This is a genomic window from Paenibacillus sp. Pae15 (assembly GCF_024519685.1).
In the GTDB taxonomy this organism is placed as follows: Bacteria; Bacillota; Bacilli; order Paenibacillales; family NBRC-103111; genus Paenibacillus_G; species Paenibacillus_G naphthalenovorans.
The window spans coordinates 63,565-80,419 of sequence record NZ_JALJRM010000023.1 but is presented as its reverse complement, the minus strand read 5'-3'; the positions used below and the strand labels follow the sequence as shown (position 1 = coordinate 80,419).

Below are 16,855 nucleotides of genomic sequence, written 5' to 3'. Positions count from 1 at the left end.
TCCACCATTTGTTTTTTAAATTCTGAGGTAAAGGTACGTCGTTGGTGTTTTGGCACTGTAGAGATCCGCTCCTTAGGATGATAGGTTTATTCTACAATCCCTTATTTTTTCTGTCCAACTTAGTGTAGCCGATCCATAATTCGTAATTTATCAATAGGAGGGATCGGAGTGCCAAAAAGGATCTCGCCATTTTGAGGACGAGCAGGTCTTGATATTTCAATGAGTTCCATCTTGTTCCTCCTAATGGAAATTAATCAAACATTCCAAAATTTCGACGTTTTCATTGTTTTTCCTGCAAAAAGTACTAATTCTTTTAGCCCTATTTAACGCTAACTACAATGTTTTGCTGAACATAAGAAGGAACTAGAAAATAGGATTAATGTCCCTAATGATGACTACAAATAGCGATAAAAAGTTAAATGGATTGTACATTTTCGAGCAAATCAAAAGCCCGACCATATGAGGTCGAGCTTTTATAGTGGAGGGTCGAACCCCTAACCATATTCACTCCACTAAAGTATATGGTTTAGGTGTCCCGTCATTTATCAACACGATATGTTGATACTACGCATTCTACATGTGTCGGTACAAAACAAATCAAAATAAAAAACGGCATCTCTGCCGTTTGAATTTAAGGTGTATGGAGAATAGGGGGTTCGAACCCCTGACCTCATCGCTGCCAGCGATGCGCTCTCCCAGCTGAGCTAATTCCCCAGGAATTTTCGGTTAAGGAAATATCAAGAATGAAGTTGTTCCACTTTTGAGCGGCGTCTTCGCTCGGCCCGAACTCCCAACTGAGCCGTGACCCCATAAATTACGAAACCATTGCGATGATAATCTGTCGTTTTTTATGAGAAGATAATGTACCAGACAACATCGTTTTCCCGGCTGCGCTGAGGCCCCCAGATATTGTTATCATTTTGTTCTCCAGCGGCGACAAAATTAAAGATAGCACATCGGGATGGGGCTTGTCAACATTTTTATTAAAATTAATTTACGCTGCCGTTTCCGCCAACATGGTGCTTGGAGAGCAATTCATTCAGCTCCTTCATAAACATATTAATGTCTTTAAATTGTCTGTAAACGGAGGCAAAACGAATGTAGGCTACTTCATCAACGGGATACAATTCGGACATGACGATCTCGCCGATTTCGCGGCTGTCTACTTCCGCCTGGGCGGTATTGCGGATCTGCCTTTCGACCTCGGAGACGATCATTTCCAATCTTTCTACGGATACCGGTCGTTTCTCACAAGCGCGGATAAGCCCGCGGAGCATTTTCTCCCGGCTGAATTCCTCACGGCTGCCGTCTTTTTTAATGACGATCAACGGCGTTTCTTCCACCATTTCAAACGTAGTGAACCGCTTCTGGCACTTCTCGCACTCCCGGCGGCGTCTTATCGATTTATTCTCGTTTGCGGAACGCGAGTCCAACACTTTGGTGCCGGGATAATCACAATATGGGCATTTCATCGGCCTTTCTCCTTTCCATAATTCCCAACAGCTCCCTGACATGAGATTCGTGTAAACGCACATAATAGGTTTACCAACGACAAGGAGGTGAACAGACATGGGTGCAGGTCAATCCCGCAGCAGCAATGTATTGGTAGTACCACAAGCAAATGCCGCTCTGGATCAATTGAAATACGAAGTAGCTCAGGAACTGGGTATTGCCATTCCTCAAGATGGCTATTACGGTAATATGGCTACTCGTGATACTGGTGCGATCGGTGGTCACATTACGCGCCGCCTGGTGCAAATCGCCGAGCAGCAAATCGCTGGTCAATTCAAATAATAACACGTTTTGAAGCATACGAGAAGAAGCAGACCGGACAAACTCCCCATAAGGAGAGCTTGTCCGGCGCTTCTTTATTGCTATAAGCCAAAATATTAACGGATTCCCCAATCCTCCGCATAGGTTTTGTAATACTTGTCATAATAATACGTGACACGCTGCACATAACGCTTGGTCTCGCCATAAGGAATCTGATCCGTATTGTCGAGCGTTCCATCCCATCTTCCCTCCAGCAGCCAACGGCTCACTATACCGTGTCCTGCGTTGTAGCCGGCAAGGACGGCAAACGTATTGCCGTTAAACTGCTTAAACATCCAGTTCAAATACCATGAACCGAGTTCAATGCTGACGGCCGGATCATCCAAGCGGTTTTTGAATTCACCCGGAAAAGGAGCCTTCTCTATAATCCATTCCGATGTATCCGGCATCAATTGCATAAGACCGTGCGCACCTTTACTGGAAGTCGCGTCAGGCTTATAGTTGGTTTCTACCCGGATAACGGCAGCGATGAGCAAAGGGTCAAGCTGATACTTCTCTGCGCTTTGGCGAATTTCCTCTTCATAATGGATCGGATACAACATACGTCCCAATACACTCGTGCCCAGAAACAAAAATAGCAAAAAAGTCAACAGAAGCAGGGCGAAGACTCGCTTTTTGCGCAAAAAGCTCATGACAGTCCCCTCTCCGACCAAAATTGTTCAATCTGCTGTTCTGTTTCTTCTATCGTGCCCGAATTATCGATAACGATATCGGCCAGTTCTTTTTTCTTCTCGATCGGCATTTGCGCATCCAGCCGTTTGTTCGCCTGTTCCTCGGTTAACCCGTCCCGCTTCATCAGACGTTCCATTTGGACGTGCCGTGGCACATAGACGACCATCACCTCGCTGTACATCGCCTGCAGATGGGATTCGTACAAAAGCGGCACATCTACGACGACCAGCTTGTCCGGATGCTGTGTCTCGTATGCCTCCATCCGCTCGCGCATAGCCGCCCGAATCGGCGGATGAAGCAAAGCTTCGAGATCCTTGAGCGCAGCCGTATTCCCGAAGACGCGCTCCCCGAGTTTTTTCCGGTCCAGGGAACCGTCCTCCAGCAGCAGATCGGCTCCGAATCTTTCGATAACTTGAGTAAGGGCGGGGGTGCCTGGCTCTACCACTTCCCTGGCAATGCGGTCCGCATCGATCAACAGCGCGCCGCGGCGGACAAGCATGGAAGCGACAGTGCTTTTGCCGCAGGCAATGCCCCCGGTTAATCCGATGTTCAATGGGTTTCCCCCTAAATCAAAATAATGATCACAACAATTTCATAATGCCCATGAAGATCAGAAGAAATCCGGGTAAAACGGAAAGCTTGCGAATCCATTTCAGCTCAGCATACCGGAAGCCGATCTGCAGGCCAAGCCCGAGAAACGTCCCGCTGGCCAGTGCAATAACGGCAGCGGTAAGCCACGGCGTGAATCCGAGCAGTGCCGCCCCGATGCCCGCGCCGAACGCATCCAGCGACAATGCGGCGCCCAGCAGTACGGCTTCGTAAGCCGAAATGATCCCTGACCGGTCCACATCGGCAATGGACGGGGTGCGCAGGATTTGAATGACGAGCCCCAGCCTTTTCAGTTCGATATACCATATGGCTTTGGCCCCTGCAGTCCCGGACTCCATTTCCCCGGGCGTTTTTGCCGCCTCCGTTTTTCCCTCTTCCTCCTTTTTATCTGAAAACATCTGATATATCGCCCATACGCCAATGCCCATCAGAATAAAAGCTCCGACGTATCTGGCGACCGCCGGGTCAATCAATTGACTCATCAGCACGCCGACCTGCATGGACATGTAAATAATAAAGCCGGAACAAAATGAAATAATAGCAATGGACATAGGCGGAATGCGGATTTTACGAAGCCCGTACATCACGCCGACTCCGAAACCGTCCAGACTAACGGCAAACGCCAGAAGCATCAATGAGACGACAGGCAGCATGCCCTTCCCTCCCTAACCAGATCGACTTTACTTCTTACTATATGGAAGGTCTGGGCGGAGGGTGCATGTCAGGCATTCTTCCCATGGTCCGCGTACTTTAGCGTTTTAAAGCCCCTTTGCTTCTCCTGCGTTTTAGAGGCTGGCACTTGGGGCAATAATGGGTCCCTCGTCCCCCTATAACCATTTTTTCGATTTTATGCCCGCAATGGAAACAAGGTTCGTCTTTTCGGCCGTACATTTTGAACTGATGCTGAAACATACCGATTTCGCCCTGGCCGTTCACATAGGACTTGATGGTAGAGCCGCCTGCAGCCACTGCCTCCTTCAAGGTCCTCACAACCGCCTCATACAGCTTGGCCAGCTCATGCCGGCTTAAGCTTCTGGCCTCCCTTTCGGGATGAATGCCAGCCAGAAACAACGATTCGTCTACATAGATATTCCCGATCCCTACAATATATTCCTGATTCAACAGCAGCGGCTTGATTTTGGTCGGACGCGACCCGATCCGGTCCCGGAAAGCCTCGAATGTAAATGCTTCGTCCAAAGGCTCCAGCCCCAGCTTCTTCAGCGGGGCTTCCTGCAAATCCTGATCCTTCGGGTAAAGATGCATTGTCCCGAACTGGCGCACATCCTTATATCTCAGCTCGGTACCGTCTGTAAAATAAAACACGACATGGGTATGCCGTTCCTCTGGCTCCCCGCTGCGATACACACCGTACCTGCCTTCCATGCGAAGATGCGAGACCAGCGTATAATGGTCGAACATAAACCGCAAAAACTTGCCTCTGCGTTCGACGGACTGAATGGTTTCCCCTCTGAGCAGCAGTTGAAATCTCTCAATGTCCTCCGGATACTGAATGATTCGCGGCAGCTTAACCGAAACCCGTTCCACCGTCTTGCCGATCACCAGTTGATTCAGCGTCCTTCGGACCGTTTCTACCTCTGGCAGCTCCGGCATGCTGTCTTCCCTCCTTGCAGATTACTTCGCCTCGTACCAGTTAGCCCCGTCATCTACATCCACCTTCAGCGGCACGTCGAGCTCAATTGCGTTTTCCATCACTTCGGCAACCGTCTTTTTCATGACCTCCAGCTCATCCTCAGGCACCTCGAGCACCAATTCGTCATGCACCTGAAGCAGCAGTCTGCTCCGTACTCCCTCTTCTTTCATCCGCTTGTCCAGCTGCACCATAGCCAGCTTAATGATATCCGCCGCGGTGCCCTGGATCGGCGTATTCATCGCGGTCCGCTCGGCAAACGAACGGAGATTGAAATTGGAGGCCTTGATTTCCGGCAAATACCGGCGGCGGTGAAGAAGGGTCGTAACGAAACCATCCTCGCGGGCTTTCTTGACAATATCGTCCATATATCGGCGAACCCCCTGGAAGACGGCAAAATATTGCTCGATAAACTTCGCCGCATCCTTGCGGGTGATATTTAAATTTTGTGACAAACCATAATCGCTGATGCCGTAAACGATGCCGAAGTTCACGGCCTTCGCCTGACGGCGCATGTTCGAATCGACACTATCCTCCGGTACGCCGAATACATCCATCGCTGTTTTCGTATGAATGTCCATGTTCTGCCGGAACGCTTCGATCAGCTTCTCGTCCTGGGAAATATGGGCGAGCACACGCAGCTCGATCTGCGAATAGTCAGCGGTCAGAATACGCCAGCCGGGCTCCGAGGGCTTGAACACCTTGCGGATTTTACGCCCTTCCTCCAGGCGGATCGGAATATTTTGCAGATTCGGATATTGACTGCTTAGACGGCCTGTCGCCGCAATCGTCTGTTTATAATAAGTGTGCACTTTCCCGGTATCCGGACGCACCTCTTTCAGCAAGCCCTCCACATAGGTGGACTGGAGCTTGGACAGCGTCCGGTAATGGAGTATATGTCCGACCAACGGATGATAAGGCTCGAGCTTTTCGAGCACTTCAGCGTCGGTGGAATAGCCCGTTTTCGTTTTCTTGATCACCGGCAGCTGAAGCTTCTCAAATAAGATTTCTCCAAGCTGTTTTGGAGAATTAATGTTAAACTCCATCCCCGCCTCGTCATAAATGGACTGCATGATCTTCTCAAGCTGTTTGCCCAGCTCGGCACCGTAAGCTTGGAGCTCCTCCACATCCACTTTAATCCCTTTGCGTTCCATCGAGGCAAGCACCAGCGCCAAAGGAAGCTCCAGCTCGTGAAACAGCTCATTCATCCCGCTGGCCTCCAGCTCGGCTTGCAATGCCCTGGCCAGCTCCATTACCGCCAATGCCTTACGGCTCATCAAGCTTAACAGAACATCCGCCTCCGGAAGCTTGAATTTGGCGCCTTTGCCGAAAACGTCCTCATCGGCGGGGATGGCAGTCAAGCCATACCGGGCGGTGAGTCCGTGTAAAGTCAGCGCAGATTCCGTCGGATCGAGCAAATAACCGGCAAGCAGCACATCAAAGCTGACCCCCCGCAGCTCCAGCCCCTGCCAAAAGAGAGCCACCAGCGCGCGGTGCAGATCGTAGACGGCGACGGACTTTTTCTCGTCTGCCAGCCATGCGCGCACACGCTCAGCCTCTTCAGCCTCCTGTTTAAGGAGCTCAAACGGCAAATAATAGCCGATCGGATCCGTCCCGGAGTCCGACTCGGTATAAAAGGACAAGCCGAGCACTTCCCCCGTATGCGGATTATCCCCTATGACCTCGACATGCAGCGCCCGAACGCCGGGCAGCGCTTCGACCAGCTCTCCCAGCCTGTCCGGCGTCACCTGAACCGACTGAATCCTGGCCTCGGCCTTGGCCTCGGCTTCAGCGTCCGCAGAAGCGGCTTGGTTTCCTCCGCCGGGCAGATTCAACCGCTCCAGCAGCGATTTAAATTCCAGCTTGCGGAACATGTCGCCCAAAACTTGTCCGTCATACCCGCCGTATGCCAGATCGTCCCAAGGAATCTCCACCGGAACCTCGCGGAAAATCGTCGCCAGCTCCTTGCTCATCCGCGCATCCTCCGCGTGAGCGGCGACCTTCTCGCCCAGCTTCCCCTTGATGCCCGCCGCGTTCTCAAGCACCTTCTCGACCGAGCCGTATTCGTGCAGCAGCTTCAGAGCCGTCTTCTCGCCCACACCCGGAATGCCGGGAATATTATCGCTGGCATCGCCCATGAGACCTTTAAGATCAATGATTTGAGCAGGCTTCAGCCCGTATTTTTCTTCGATATGGGCAGGATCGTACAGCTCCACCTCGCTGATCCCTTTGCGCGTCAGCGCGATCTTCACTTTGTCGGAAGCAAGCTGCAGCATGTCTTTGTCCCCGGTCACTACCAGGACTTCCATACCGTCCTGCTCGTCTGCGGTACGCGTCAGTGTGCCGATGATATCGTCGGCTTCATAGCCGTCCATTTGAAATTGGCGAATGCCAAACGATTCCAGCAGTTCCTTCAGCACAGGGAACTGTTCGGAAAGCTCAGGAGGCGTCTTTTCCCTTCCTCCTTTGTATTCTGCGTAGTCTTTATGTCGAAACGTCGTTTTCCCGGCATCGAATGCCACGAGAAAATGCGTCGGTTTTTGTTCTTCTATCAGCTTCAACAGCATCGTCGTAAAGCCGTAGACCGCATTCGTATGCAATCCCTTGGAATTGCTGAGCAGCGGCAGCGCAAAAAATGCGCGATACGCAATGCTGTTGCCATCGATCAAAATCAATTTGGACAAAGACTACACCCCATTTTCGTGAAACTATCTGCTTCTTACATGATAGCATAGGACGGCCATAGAAAAAAACCTTACCTTCCTTCCCGAAAAAAGGGTGTGTGTTCCTTCCTTGCCGCATAAAATGTACTAACTTTGATCCCTACCCGTCTGCACGAATGGCACGTTCAAAGCGTGAAAGGGAGATCGGAGGAACCGTCTATGAACGAAACGGTACGACTTATTGGCAAACGCGTTATTTTTTTCGATGTAAACCAAACGCTGGTGCAGCAAAATTTAAGCTTCGAGGATGGGTTTCGGCGTGTATGGGAAAATTTCATCGGCAGATGGTCCCGGGATGAAAAACCAAGTGCAGAGCAAGTATGGACCCAGTACATCACCAGGTGGCAGCAACGAAAAAAGTCCAGGATTACCTTCCAGCAGCTTGACGAGCTTCAGCAGCAGTGCTTGCAAGAAGCCATGGAAGCGATGGACATACCAGTATCCGGTGCTATGAAGCGCGGGTTCATTCAGGAAATCAGGCGGCTTCAGGTTGAAGCCAAAACCATGCCTCCGCATACTCGGGAGGTGCTCGAGCGTCTGTCTCGAAACTACCGGCTTGCCATTATCAGCAATAGCCCGCGTTCCGAGGTGCTGCTGATGCTGAAACGGTTCGATATCGGTACGTTCTTTCCTCCCGAGCATGTGTTTACTGCGCTAAAGCCGGCCGACAAGAAACCGGCTCCTTATCTATTCAAAAAAGCTCTAAAGACGATGCAGTTCTCCCCCAAACAAGCCGTGATGGTAGGCAATTCCTGGAGACACGATGTGTGCGGCGCGGTGAAAGCGGGTCTGGACGCCGTATGGCTGAGCACATCCGGCTCCGCAGCAGGTCCCGATGCCAAAAAAATAACCCAGCAGCGGCTGGGGAAGCGTAAAGTGTATTTGATCAAGCGGTTGGATCAATTGTCCGAATTATTTTCCTGAGCACGGTTCTTTGTGAACGGCATACCGACGCAATCGCAAACAACAACGCTGCCGCGGTGTGCCTTCGAACGCTTCTTCACCATGGCTGCCGTACGGGAAATTTGCTCCAGGCTTACACCCGCACCCGTATGGCAGATCACAAGAGATAGCGACAGAGTAACCCCTTCGCTCTCCAGACGTCTGCCATGCCGGTCCTCGACATAAGTCCAGTCATCATAGTCATAGAATGCTTTGACCCCCAGATCAAAACGCCGAAGCATCTCTTCGCAAAGCTTTTCAGGGTCCTCGCTCCCGGTGATGGCGATAAAATCATCGCCCCCGATATGACCTACAAAATCATAAGGATGGCCGAGCAGGCCAATCACCTGTTGAATGCAATCGGCAGTAAACTGGATAAGCTGGTCCCCTCGGTGAAATCCGTACCGGTCGTTAAACCATTTAAAATAATCAATATCCCCGTAAATGACGGAGAACTTCTTGTGGTCGAGAAGCCGCTTGTTGATCTCCCGGTGAATTTGCATATTCCCGGGCAGACCGGTGAGCGGGTTAGCCACTTTCGCCCTTTCCATCTTTGCGGTAGTGATGCATTCCAGAATGGAACGTATGGAGGCCGTCCCCTTTACCCGGCCCCCGGATGTAATGATGACCAAATCATAAAAAGTCTGGAGATCGCGAGAGGTCGTATATTGGGATACTTGTTCTACCGGGGCTTGCTCATCTACGATGAGCGGTTGAGCGTCCATCAGCTGATCGATCGGCCGGTTCCAAAACAAAGAATAGCCGTATTGACCCGCCAACTGTTGAAACAGCCTGTCGCGCATGATCAAGCCGACCGGCGTTTGCCCGTTAACGATCACGGCACCCGCCGCATCCGTATGGTTCTTAAAATAATTCGCAACGATCGAAATGGGATCCCTGTAATCAAAAGTTTGACACGGCACACAAATGTCTCCGATGGTCCAGACACTGCTTGCCTCGACAATTTTACGATGCATCATAATATGATCAGTCAGCTCCGGGGGCAAAACAGCCTCCTCCGGCCCGGGATGCCCCAGCAGGTAGCCCTGCCCGTAATGTACCCCCATGCGGGTAAGCTTCATCAGTTCCTCGCGCGTTTCTATTCCTTCAGCAATCAAGTAAATGCCCAGCTTCTGCGCAAAAGTGAGCATCGTCTCAAGAATGTACTCTTTCGTTTTATTAAAGTGAAGGTTATGTACGAGAGATCGATCCATTTTAATAAAATCAGGCTGCAGCTCTGCGATCGCTTGAAGCGAAGAATAGCCTGCTCCGGCATCGTCGATCGCAATACGGTAGCCCTGCTGCCGGTAGTGGCCGAGAATTTGTTTGGCCGATTCAAAATCTTCAATGGAGCTCCGTTCTGTAATCTCAAAAACCACTTGGCCGGGAGATAGCCCCCGCTTTTCCAAAAGCTCCAGTGTTCTTCCGGGCACAAAATCCGGATCATTCAAAATTTCTGCCGATACATTGAGAAACAGGAGCTGCTCTTTCGTCTTTGTGAAAGCTCCCTCAATCGCCTTGGCTCTCGCCAGCCTATCCAAAGGATATAACAAGCCCTCCGCTTTGGCTGCAGCAAATAAGGAAATCGGCGAATGGAGCGAAGAGTGCTCCGGTCCCCGGGTCAGCGCCTCATATCCCATGACGATTCCCTCGCTTAACGAAACGATAGGCTGATAAACGGACTTGATGGTTTGGTTCCGTATAATATGCAGCAGCTCTGTACGCAGGTTTTCCCGATTTTCATTATCAAATCCGGGCATGGCGTCGATTGGCATGGGCATCCCTACTTATCCGGTTTCTTTATTCCTAAGATAGCATAGGAATTTCAACCCCATGTTAAATTCGGGCTATCGGAATGTTAAAATTTAGTACAGATGGATGCGCGGCCACGACGCCATTGAACAAAAATAACCGGATTCCGCATCCGCGGAAATCCGGCTGTATTTCGCTAAATATTCAAGTCTTTACGTTTCCCAGTCACCATATAGATAACGCCTTCTCCGATGTTCGTCGTATGATCCGCTACACGCTCCAGGTAGAGAGCAGCCATCATCAACTGAGACAGCTGGCGGTTGCGGCCGGGGTCGTTATTCATCATCCCTATGATTTCATCAACTACGGAGCTGTAGAGCTTATCGACCTGATCATCCTTTTCCGCTAGTGCGGCGGCACGGTGAATGTCCCGTTCAGTGTAAGCCAGCAGGCTTTCATGAAGCATATCCTTCGCCAGCAGTGCCATATTGGGGATGATTTCAAGCGGCTTCACAAGCGCATCTCCCGACATGCGGATCGCAATTTTCGCGATATCTACCGCATGATCTCCAATTCGTTCAAGGTCCGTCGAAATTTTGAGCGCCATACCGATAATCCGCAGGTCGCTCGCCATCGGCTGCTGCAGCGCAATCAGACGCAGGCAATTTTCCTCGATCCGAAGCATCAGTTCGTCGATCCGGTCGTCCTGCTCGATGATTCTTCTTCCCAGCTGTTCATCCCTTGCTCCCAGAGCCTCTACCGCCAGGGAGATGTGGTTTTCAACCAGCCCGCCCATTTTGAGCAAATCCTCTTGCAACTCTTCTACTGCCTGGTGAAAATTGGATCTTGTATCCATAAAAGCAGCTCCTTTATAGAATGATCGATTAACCGAAACGGCCGGTAATATAATCTTCTGTTCTTTGGTCCGTCGGCGTCGTGAAGATTTTTTCCGTCTGGTCGGATTCGATGACTTCACCATTCAGGAAAAAGGACGTATAATCCGAGATTCTCGCCGCTTGCTGCATGTTATGAGTCACGATAACAATCGTATATTTATCGCGCAGCTCACGGATCAGCTCCTCAATTTTCAAAGTAGAGATCGGATCCAGCGCGGACGTCGGTTCGTCCATGAGCAGAATCCTGGGATTTACCGCCAGCGCCCGGGCGATGCATAGACGCTGCTGCTGTCCCCCCGACAAGCCGTAGGCGGACTTTTTCAGATTACCGTTGACTTCGGTCCATAACGCGGCCGCCTTCAAGCTGCTTTCGACGATGTGGTCGAGCTGCTCCTTGTCCTTGATGCCGTGAATGCGAGGACCGTAAGCAATATTTTCGTAGATCGATTTGGGAAAAGGATTAGGCTGCTGAAACACCATGCCTATATTTTTGCGCAGCAGCTCTACGTTGACGTCCGGATCATAGATGTTCTGGCCGTCGATAATTACGTTTCCTTCTATACGTATGCCTTTGATCATATCATTCATGCGATTTAATGTACGGAGCAGCGTGGATTTCCCGCAGCCGGACGGGCCGATAAAGGCGGTGATGGAATTTTCTTGTATTTCCATATCGACATTCTTCAGAGCATGAAACTCGGAGTAATACAGATTCAATTTATTGATGCTTACAATGGACATATCATGCTTTCCTCCTGTGGCCCGTTGGTTTATAACTTCTTCTGATATTTATTGCGTAAATAAATGGCGAATGCATTCATGCTAAGCAGCATGATCAGCAGGACAATAATGCCGGCCGCAGCCACATTTTGAAACTCCGCTTGCGGTTGGCTTGCCCAGTTGTAAATTTGAATCGGCATTACCGTAAAGCTGTCAAAAGGCGATTTAGGCAAAAAAGCGATGTAAGCAACGGCTCCGACGACGATGAGGGGCGCCGTTTCTCCAATCGCCCTGGACATCGAAAGAATGGATCCGGTCAATATCCCCGGAAGTGCGGAGGGCAATACAACCCGTACAATCGTCTGCCAACGGTTGGCCCCCATAGCGAACGAGGCATTGCGAAGCGATTGAGGTACCGTTCTGATCGCTTCCTGGGATGCGACGATGATAATGGGCAGCACCAGCAGCGTCATCGTCAGCGCCCCGGACAATAAGCTGCGCTCCAGCTGGAGCATCCGAACGAACACGGTTAATCCAAGCAATCCGTAAACGATCGAAGGGACGCCCGCCAGGTTAGCGATATTCGTTTGAACCAGACGGCTGAAGCGCGTATCCTTGGCGTACTCCTCCAAATAAATTGCGGTCGCGACACCGATAATGAATGTCAGCGGCGCGGTGATCATCATCAACCAGAATGTGCCGACCAAGGCGGCCTTGATCCCGGCATTTTCCGGGATTCGGGATGCATAACTCGTCAAAAACTGCCAATCCAGCCACCCCGCCCCTTGAACAATCACTTGTATTAACAATAAAGCGAGCGCTAAAATCCCAAAGCAGGTGGAGACAAAAAACAACTGATGAAAGAACTTATTTTTTCTGTTCCTTTGAGCGACATGCTGCATGCTTTCTTTCGTTGCCATCAGTATTCCTCCCTGAACCTTTTGGAAATCGTTCTCGCCAGAATATTCATCGCTAGTGTCATAACAAATAAGGTAATCCCTACGGCATAAATGGTCATGTATTCTACAGAACCGTAACTTGTATCTCCCGAGCTGACAGAAACGATATAAGCAGTAAGGGTTTGAATGCTTTGCAAAGGATTATAAGCCATTTGGGCCAAATTTCCCGCGGCCAGGGTGACAATCATCGTTTCCCCTACGGCACGGGACAGGCCGAGCACGAAGGAAGCGATAATCCCCGACAAGGCAGCAGGCACTACGATTTTAAGGGCAACCTCCAACTTTGTAGACCCCAGCGCGTAAGCGCCGTTGCGGAGCGAATTAGGAACGGCCATCATAGCATCCTCACTGAGGGAGCAAATGATGGGAATGATCATGATCCCCACGACAATGCCCGCGCTGAGCGCATTAAAGATTTCCGTTTGCGGGATAATGAATTGTAATACCGGAGTTACAAAATTTAATGCGAAAAAACCGTAAACGATCGTAGGAATACCGGCCAATATTTCCAGAATCGGCTTTACGATATTCCGTACTTTCGACGGCGCATACTCGCTTAAATAAATCGCGCTCCCCAGTCCGATCGGAATCGCCACGATGCTTGCAATCAAGGTGACAAGCAGGGTTCCTGTCACAAGCGGCAGTACTCCAAATTTCGGATCGGAGAAAAGGGGCGTCCATTCCGTCCCGGTAATAAACTGCCAAAATGGGACTTCTCTAAAGAAACCGAGCGACTCGAATACGAGAATCAAGACGATACCTACTGTTGTAAGAATGGAGATAACAGCAAAAAAAGCTAATATTTTGGGTATTAGCACGTCCGACGAAATCATACTTTTTTTCTTTTTGTAATTCACTCTCGGTGTTTTCATTTCCATAGCTTAACCCCCGTGTAAAGCAATGATTTTGGCAAACCCGCGGCTTCCTGCGCATATGATCGCTTAGGTGCCGCGGTTTTTAAACCAAAATCATTCTGCTTGATGGTTTACTTCAGTGCTTCCAGGTTTTTATTGATAACATCTTGAGGAAGCCTGATGTAATCAACTGCTTCAACCATTTTAGCGCCTTCTTCGCTGTTATAGTATTTCAGGAATTCTTTAATGTGAGGCTCGGCGATGGCTTTCTTCGTCGGGTACACATAAAGATAACGGGACAATGGAGCATAAGTCATATTTTCGATGGTCTCCTTGGTAGGTGCTACCGCAGGAGAGTTAGCGTCTTTCTTAATAGCTACAGCATTCAAAGTAGCTTCATTCGCTTTGTAGTAAGAGAAACCGAAATAACCCATTGCAAATTCGTCGCCTTGTACGCCTTTAACCAATACATTGTCGTCTTCGGAAGGCGTATAATCCGAACGGGACTCTTTCGCTTTACCATTGATCGCTTCCGTGAAGAACTCAAACGTACCGGATGCCGTACCGGGACCATACAGCTTGATTTCTTTATCCGGCCACTCAGGACGAACATCGCTCCATTTTTTTACCTGGCTGTCTTTGGACCAGATTTTCTTCAATTCTTCCACTGTCATTTCTTTGGCAAAGGTATTTTTCTTATTAACCACAACCGTGACACCGTCAAGAGCAATCGGCATTTCAACAGCTTCCGTGTTTTGTTTTGCCTTCAATTCTTCCAATTCTTCAGGCTTGAATTTTTTGGACATGTCCGCGATATGAATTTCCCCGGCAAGCAGCTTCTTGACTCCGTTGCTGGATCCGGATTCACCTACCGTAATTTTTACGTCTTTATGCTTTTTCATAAATTCTTCAGCTACGGCTTGAGAGATAGGGAACACTGTGGAAGAGCCGTCGATTTTGATTTCGCCTTTCAGGCCTTCCGGAGCAGGAGCTGTTTTACCGTCAGATGGCGCCGCGCCTTGGTTCGGCTGGCTTTCCGTTTGTGTTCCGCATGCGGCCAGAGATAATGCCAAAACGATAGAAGATAATGCGAGTGTACCTTTACGTGCAAAACCTTTAAACAACATGACCACTCCTCATAATTTTTGTTTGTCGTTCACAATGACCATGTTACGCCCCTTTTGTTTTCGTCAGTTCAAAGATTTGTTAACGGAATGTAAAAAATATCGAAATCTATGAAATGGACGGTGATACCATCCTTTGAAATCAGCGTTTTTTCGTCAGGTTTTACAAAAGATTTACATTGTACGAACCTGGATTTAATTATTCCATAGTACATTCGTAGTATATACACAAGACAACCGATATATGGAGGGTACTATGAAGAGACTAAAAAGCATCAGAGATGTGCGGTTATCTATGAAAACAAAGCTGATTATGACATTTTCTTTTATTACGCTTCTCTTTGCCGGAGTTTCGGTCTTTAATCTATGGCAAGTAGACAGCATCAAGCAGCATCTCCAATATCAGAACGAGCAGACGGATAAACAAAAGTTGGCTCTGCAGTTAAAGCAACAGGCTAATTCGCTGGCTTCCATCTATGCGGCTTATGTGTTGACCAAAAAACCCGAGCTGATTGATACATATAATAAGGAAAAAGAGGAATTTTTGCGGTCGGTGGAAAGGATGGCTCTTACCGCATCCAACGCGGATGAACGCAATTGGAGCGCCAAGCTGACGAACACCTCCAAAGAATTTGCAGGCACTTTCGATAAGGCGCAGCAGATTGTGATGAACTCATCGCTCCAGCCTCAAGAGATGGACCTACAGTTGAAATCCGCGCATAATGAATCAGAGCTGTTTAAAGATTACATATTTGAACATGTTGATCTCTTCAATGAAGCTTACAATCAATACGCCTTGACGGCTGTGAGCAGTACCCATCGTCAATTGAATGATTCTGCCCGGTTTGCCGTTATCACAACCTTGCTTGTTACCATCATCAGCAGCATAACCGTATTTTTGCTCATCCGATCATTTATGAAGCCGATTCAGCGTTTGCAGCATGCCGTAATGCAGGTTGCCGAAGGGGATCTCCGCCATAAAATTAACAGATCCTCCTCCGACGAGCTTGGCAGGCTCAGTCAAAGCTTCGATGAGATGATTGACCGAATCAAAGAAATGCTGTCGAATACTCAAACCGTTGCTTCATCCCTATCCAGACATTCGCGTTCCTTTCACGAGTTCTCCAGAGAAACCGCGGCCGCTAACAAGGACATCGTCCGGGCTATTCAGGAAATATCGTCAGGAAGCGAGGAACAAGCCCGTTTCTCGGAAAACAGTGCCTATATTATTACCGAAACCACCAGGGAAATACGTCAAATAACCGAATATACCGTTATGATGCAGCGCAAGAGTAAAGAAGCCTCATCCAATACCCATACGGGATCCCAAGTGATGGAAGGGTTGAAATCAGCCGCAGAGCAATCCGAAAAAGTACTGCATCAGGTTTATCTGACGATGGAAACCTTATCCCGCAGCTCCGCCCGAATCGGTAAAATCGTCGGAAGCATTACCGAAATATCCGCCCAAACCAATGTACTGGCGCTGAATGCGGCCATTGAAGCGGCCAGAGCGGGTGTGCACGGCAAAGGGTTTTCCGTGATCGCGGATGAAGTGCGGCAGCTTTCGGCTCAAACCAACGAATCCTCCAAAACAATCACCCGGATCGTGCAAACGCTGCAGGCGCAAATAAGCGAGATGGAAGCTTCGTTAAACGAGATGAAGCTTTCTTTCGAGAACCAGACCGGCAAAATTAACGAAAGCATGGACGCGTTTATGGACATCCGACTATCTATGGATGAGCTTTCAGACCATATTGAACAGATACATACCCTTGTTTCCGCAGCAGAAGACAAAAACAGCAAGCTTGCCTCTTCCGTGCAGCACATTGCCGCCATCGCTCAGGAAACGGCCGCCGGCGTCGAGGAAGTGAATTCGGCATCGCAGCATCAGGATTCGGCCATTCACCGGATCGCTTCACAATCCGACGATATATTATCACTCGCTCAGCAGTTATTCGATGAAATCAACCGATTCAAAATTTCCGACGGGACGGAGATACTCGATCAAAGCGTAATCGAGAAACCAAACCCCGAAGAGATGATCATTGCACCAGAAGCGTCCGAGGGACACAGCATACGAGAAAACAGAGTGTCGGTCTAACGGTCTGTTGGGCTGAAAATCC

Annotated in this window: 15 protein-coding genes and 1 tRNA gene; 3 read left to right on the top strand and 13 right to left on the bottom strand. The window is 49.4% G+C overall.

Annotated elements, in window-relative coordinates; all coding sequences use genetic code 11:
- Nucleotides 1–641: 641 nt before the first annotated feature.
- Together NR121_RS18235 and nrdR are read right to left on the bottom strand one after the other, a co-directional pair.
- Nucleotides 642–714: transfer RNA gene (locus NR121_RS18235), tRNA-Ala, on the bottom strand.
- 275 nt (nt 715–989) lie between these two features.
- Nucleotides 990–1,472, bottom strand: a complete 483-nt coding sequence (gene nrdR, locus NR121_RS18230) for a transcriptional regulator NrdR (protein ID WP_062407006.1) — start codon at nt 1,470–1,472, stop codon at nt 990–992.
- Between the two features lie 97 nt (nt 1,473–1,569).
- On the opposite strand from nrdR, the gene NR121_RS18225 reads away from it, so the two are divergent.
- On the top strand, nt 1,570–1,794 hold the full coding sequence (locus NR121_RS18225; RefSeq protein ID WP_054819156.1) for an alpha/beta-type small acid-soluble spore protein: 225 nt from the start codon (nt 1,570–1,572) through the stop codon (nt 1,792–1,794).
- A gap of 95 nt (nt 1,795–1,889) precedes the next feature.
- Here NR121_RS18225 and NR121_RS18220 read toward each other — a convergent pair whose 3' ends face one another.
- The 5 genes from NR121_RS18220 to polA all read right to left on the bottom strand — a co-directional run bounded on the left by NR121_RS18220 (nt 1,890) and on the right by polA (nt 7,446).
- Nucleotides 1,890–2,465 (bottom strand): lytic transglycosylase domain-containing protein, encoded by a 576-nt coding sequence (locus NR121_RS18220; RefSeq protein WP_062407004.1) that lies wholly within the window; start codon nt 2,463–2,465, stop codon nt 1,890–1,892.
- Nucleotides 2,462–3,058 carry a dephospho-CoA kinase gene (gene coaE / locus NR121_RS18215; RefSeq protein WP_062407002.1) on the bottom strand — a complete coding sequence of 199 codons (597 nt, stop codon included), beginning with the start codon at nt 3,056–3,058 and terminating at the stop codon, nt 2,462–2,464. Before coaE ends, NR121_RS18220 begins: the two co-directional genes overlap by 4 nt.
- Before the next feature lie 28 nt (nt 3,059–3,086).
- Nucleotides 3,087–3,767 carry a sporulation membrane protein YtaF gene (ytaF, locus tag NR121_RS18210; RefSeq protein WP_137669900.1) on the bottom strand — a complete coding sequence of 227 codons (681 nt, stop codon included), beginning with the start codon at nt 3,765–3,767 and terminating at the stop codon, nt 3,087–3,089.
- A 97-nt stretch (nt 3,768–3,864) separates the two neighbouring features.
- Entirely contained in the window at nt 3,865–4,725 is an 861-nt protein-coding gene (gene mutM, locus NR121_RS18205; RefSeq protein WP_137669899.1) for a DNA-formamidopyrimidine glycosylase, read from the bottom strand.
- A 21-nt stretch (nt 4,726–4,746) separates the two neighbouring features.
- Nucleotides 4,747–7,446, bottom strand: coding sequence for a DNA polymerase I (gene polA / locus NR121_RS18200; protein ID WP_062406996.1), 2,700 nt, complete (start codon nt 7,444–7,446; stop codon nt 4,747–4,749).
- A 198-nt stretch (nt 7,447–7,644) separates the two neighbouring features.
- On the opposite strand from polA, the gene NR121_RS18195 reads away from it, so the two are divergent.
- Complete coding sequence (locus tag NR121_RS18195) at nt 7,645–8,409, top strand: HAD family hydrolase (RefSeq protein WP_256831649.1); 765 nt, start codon at nt 7,645–7,647, stop codon at nt 8,407–8,409.
- On the opposite strand, the gene NR121_RS18190 is transcribed toward NR121_RS18195, so the two are convergent.
- The 6 genes from NR121_RS18190 to NR121_RS18165 all read right to left on the bottom strand — a co-directional run bounded on the left by NR121_RS18190 (nt 8,385) and on the right by NR121_RS18165 (nt 14,735).
- The gene (locus NR121_RS18190) at nt 8,385–10,208 is read right to left on the bottom strand and encodes a GGDEF domain-containing protein (protein ID WP_082660630.1); all 1,824 of its coding nucleotides are present in this window, start codon (nt 10,206–10,208) and stop codon (nt 8,385–8,387) included. The genes NR121_RS18195 and NR121_RS18190 overlap by 25 nt on opposite strands.
- A gap of 167 nt (nt 10,209–10,375) precedes the next feature.
- Nucleotides 10,376–11,035 carry a phosphate signaling complex protein PhoU gene (phoU, locus tag NR121_RS18185; RefSeq protein ID WP_054819151.1) on the bottom strand — a complete coding sequence of 220 codons (660 nt, stop codon included), beginning with the start codon at nt 11,033–11,035 and terminating at the stop codon, nt 10,376–10,378.
- 28 nt (nt 11,036–11,063) lie between these two features.
- The gene (gene pstB / locus NR121_RS18180) at nt 11,064–11,816 is read right to left on the bottom strand and encodes a phosphate ABC transporter ATP-binding protein PstB (protein ID WP_054819150.1); all 753 of its coding nucleotides are present in this window, start codon (nt 11,814–11,816) and stop codon (nt 11,064–11,066) included.
- A gap of 29 nt (nt 11,817–11,845) precedes the next feature.
- Nucleotides 11,846–12,715: a phosphate ABC transporter permease PstA gene (gene pstA / locus NR121_RS18175; RefSeq protein ID WP_062406990.1), complete on the bottom strand. Its 870-nt coding sequence runs from the start codon at nt 12,713–12,715 to the stop codon at nt 11,846–11,848.
- Nucleotides 12,715–13,632, bottom strand: coding sequence for a phosphate ABC transporter permease subunit PstC (pstC, locus tag NR121_RS18170; RefSeq protein ID WP_062406988.1), 918 nt, complete (start codon nt 13,630–13,632; stop codon nt 12,715–12,717). Before pstC ends, pstA begins: the two co-directional genes overlap by 1 nt.
- Before the next feature lie 107 nt (nt 13,633–13,739).
- The gene (locus tag NR121_RS18165) at nt 13,740–14,735 is read right to left on the bottom strand and encodes a PstS family phosphate ABC transporter substrate-binding protein (protein WP_062406986.1); all 996 of its coding nucleotides are present in this window, start codon (nt 14,733–14,735) and stop codon (nt 13,740–13,742) included.
- 253 nt (nt 14,736–14,988) lie between these two features.
- On the opposite strand from NR121_RS18165, the gene NR121_RS18160 reads away from it, so the two are divergent.
- Complete coding sequence (locus NR121_RS18160; protein ID WP_256831644.1) at nt 14,989–16,833, top strand: methyl-accepting chemotaxis protein; 1,845 nt, start codon at nt 14,989–14,991, stop codon at nt 16,831–16,833.
- Nucleotides 16,834–16,855: the final 22 nt, after the last annotated feature.

Excerpts from the sequence above, each read along its gene's own strand:
- nrdR (WP_062407006.1), bottom strand. The coding sequence starts at position 1,472 with ATGAAATGCCCATATTGTGATTATCCCGGCACCAAAGTGTTGGACTCG.
- NR121_RS18225 (WP_054819156.1), top strand. The coding sequence starts at position 1,570 with ATGGGTGCAGGTCAATCCCGCAGCAGCAATGTATTGGTAGTACCACAA.
- NR121_RS18220 (WP_062407004.1), bottom strand. The coding sequence starts at position 2,465 with ATGAGCTTTTTGCGCAAAAAGCGAGTCTTCGCCCTGCTTCTGTTGACT.
- ytaF (WP_137669900.1), bottom strand. The coding sequence starts at position 3,767 with ATGCTGCCTGTCGTCTCATTGATGCTTCTGGCGTTTGCCGTTAGTCTG.
- mutM (WP_137669899.1), bottom strand. The coding sequence starts at position 4,725 with ATGCCGGAGCTGCCAGAGGTAGAAACGGTCCGAAGGACGCTGAATCAA.
- NR121_RS18195 (WP_256831649.1), top strand. The coding sequence starts at position 7,645 with ATGAACGAAACGGTACGACTTATTGGCAAACGCGTTATTTTTTTCGAT.
- NR121_RS18190 (WP_082660630.1), bottom strand. The coding sequence starts at position 10,208 with ATGCCCATGCCAATCGACGCCATGCCCGGATTTGATAATGAAAATCGG.
- phoU (WP_054819151.1), bottom strand. The coding sequence starts at position 11,035 with ATGGATACAAGATCCAATTTTCACCAGGCAGTAGAAGAGTTGCAAGAG.
- pstB (WP_054819150.1), bottom strand. The coding sequence starts at position 11,816 with ATGTCCATTGTAAGCATCAATAAATTGAATCTGTATTACTCCGAGTTT.
- pstA (WP_062406990.1), bottom strand. The coding sequence starts at position 12,715 with ATGGCAACGAAAGAAAGCATGCAGCATGTCGCTCAAAGGAACAGAAAA.
- pstC (WP_062406988.1), bottom strand. The coding sequence starts at position 13,632 with ATGGAAATGAAAACACCGAGAGTGAATTACAAAAAGAAAAAAAGTATG.
- NR121_RS18165 (WP_062406986.1), bottom strand. The coding sequence starts at position 14,735 with ATGTTGTTTAAAGGTTTTGCACGTAAAGGTACACTCGCATTATCTTCT.
- NR121_RS18160 (WP_256831644.1), top strand. The coding sequence starts at position 14,989 with ATGAAGAGACTAAAAAGCATCAGAGATGTGCGGTTATCTATGAAAACA.